The organism is uncultured Ruthenibacterium sp., from assembly GCF_963558415.1.
Lineage (GTDB): Bacteria > Bacillota > Clostridia > Oscillospirales > Ruminococcaceae > Ruthenibacterium.
The window spans coordinates 1-2403 of record NZ_CAUWGY010000169.1 but is presented as its reverse complement, the minus strand read 5'-3'; the positions used below and the strand labels follow the sequence as shown (position 1 = coordinate 2403).

Annotated in this window: 3 protein-coding genes; all 3 read left to right on the top strand. The window is 41.0% G+C overall.

What is annotated here, in order from left to right; genetic code table 11:
* Nucleotides 1-1717 (top strand): recombinase family protein (locus AB5H98_RS13505; RefSeq protein ID WP_367926398.1); only part of this gene is annotated, 1717 nt, incomplete at its 5' end.
* Complete coding sequence (locus AB5H98_RS13500) at nucleotides 1627-1974, top strand: sigma-70 family RNA polymerase sigma factor (RefSeq protein WP_367926397.1); 348 nt, start codon at nucleotides 1627-1629, stop codon at nucleotides 1972-1974. The genes AB5H98_RS13505 and AB5H98_RS13500, both read left to right, overlap by 91 nt.
* A gap of 209 nt (nucleotides 1975-2183) precedes the next feature.
* Nucleotides 2184-2403, top strand: a 220-nt coding sequence (locus tag AB5H98_RS13495; protein ID WP_367926396.1) for a solute carrier family 23 protein, incomplete at its 3' end; no start/stop codon positions are given.

Sequence of the window (2403 nt, the reverse complement as noted above, 5' to 3'; positions counted from 1 at the left end):
GAGCTGGTGCCATGACTATATCAAATTGAACTTTCCCAATATTCCACTAGAAAATGTATTGGAATTCGAGGACGAGGGTTATTCCGGGGGAAACGTCAACCGACCGGAGTTTCAAAAAATGATGAAGCTGGTAGCACAGAACGAAATTCAAGCCATTGTTTGCTACAAGTTGGACCGTGTCAGTAGAAGTCTTGCAGACTTTTCAGAATTTCGAAAGGCTTTGCAGGCCAAACAGGTGGAATTTGTTTCGATCACAGAGAAATTTGACACGACCACTCCGGCCGGAAAAGCCATGATGGACATTGTGATTGTATTTGCAGAGCTGGAACGCGCAACCATTGCACAGCGTATTCGGGACAATATGCTTCAACTGGCACGCTCGGGACGTTGGCTGGGCGGCAACCGTCCCACAGGTTATAAAAGTAAGGAAATCATCGGAAGTTATACATTGGATGGGAAGACTCGCAAAGCGTACAAATTAGAAATCGTGCCTGAAGAGATAGAAATTGTAAAAATCATCTTTCAAAAGTTTTTGGGGTTCAATTCCTTGACGAAGACGGAAACGTACCTTTTACAAAACCACATCGTAACGCAAACCGGAAGAAAATTTTCAATTCAAGGCATACGGGCGATTTTGAAGAATCCCGTTTATGCCAAGGCAACGCCAGAAGTGAAGGAATATTTTGAAAGCAGAGGAGCAGAGATTTGCAGTGAGAACGAACAATTTGACAACAAACACGGTATGATGGTCTACAACAAAACAATGGAAAGCGTCAGCAGCACCAACAAAGAACGCCCGATGGAAGAATGGATTGTCGCAGTAGGTAAGCATCGCGGAGTAATTGCGGGAGATGATTGGCTGAAAGCACAGCGGTTCCTGCAGCAAAATGCTTCCAAGGCATTCAGGAAACCGAGAAGCAATGTGGCGCTGTTATCGGGGCTTTTATTCTGCGGCGATTGTGAAAATTATATGAGGCCGAAGGTAACACAGCGAAAAAATGCAGAAGGGCAATACGTGTTCAATTACCTTTGCGAAACTAAGGAAAAAAGCAGAGGTCAGCTTTGTCAAATGGAAACGATCAGCGGTAATCTGGTTGACAAAATGGTGTGTGAGGAAATTGCGAAGCTGGGAAATTTGGATGATGGATATTTGAAAATGTTGAAAAGGTTTCAAAAGCAAATTCAAAACGATGAAAAATCGGTGCAGATGCAGCTTGATTCGCTTCGGAAACAGGAAAAAGAAATTGAAAAAAGAATCGGAAACTCGATTGTAGCGATTTCAGCAACAGGCAGTGAAGAAACGCATCGTTTGATAGAACAGCAAATTAAGGCGCTTCAAGCTGAGCAGAAGGATATTTCAGAAAAGATTAAAAAGCAGGGGGAATTGGCTTGCTTAAAAACCATATCCAATGAAGAAATTGAAAGGATGCAGAAATACTTATCGGATTATGGAAATGCTTTCAGAACGTTGAGCATTGAGGAAAAGCGGGATGCTTTACGATTGTTCGTCAAAAAAGTAATATGGGATGGAGAACAGCTTCACATCTACTTCTTTGGACATAATGAGGATGATTTATGCTTGGACGAAAAGCGAGCCGTTGGAACTGCGTTGCAAATGAAATTCTCATGCAATTTCGAGCATCAAAAAAAAGTCAAAACGATATCTCAATCCAAGAACCAATTGAAAGTGACCGAGAGGGAAATAGCCTTACATTGAATGATGTTGTGGCAGATACTTTGGATATAAGAGATGAATATGAAAGAAAAGAAGAAGTAGAGGAACTTTATCATGTGGTCAATCTCCTTTCCGGAAGAGATAGACAAATCATTATTATGCGTTATGGCCTCAATGGAAATGACGCGCTGACACAGCAGCAGGTTGCAGATATCTTAAAAATAAGCCGGAGTTATGTATCTCGTATAGAAAAGAAAGCAATATTGCAAATGCGCAGCTATATGTGCTCAAATAGATAAAAAAATCCTTGCGGAAGCTTTGAAGGAATGGTATGATAATAAAAACATCAAAAGGGGACGTTGAAATGAACTTGTTATGTGAAAGCATCTGTTTTCCGTTTTTGATGTTAACCTTGGTGTTTCAAATCTAACGGCGATCTTATTTGTCCATGTGTCAGACAATAAGATGGCCGTTTTTTATGGAAGCATACTTGTAGGAGGAATCGAAAATGGGAAAAGAGGAAAAAACACTCGCGCTAGGAACTGAGGGAATTTATGACGCACGTAAACTAGGCATTCCCAAAATGTTAATTCTTGGCGTACAACACACATTTGCAATGTTTGGAGCAACGGTGTTGGTTCCGATCATTACAGGTTTGGATGTATCAACAACGCTGTTAATGGCGGGCTTGGGAACTTTATTGTTTCATTTAATTACCAAAGGAAAAG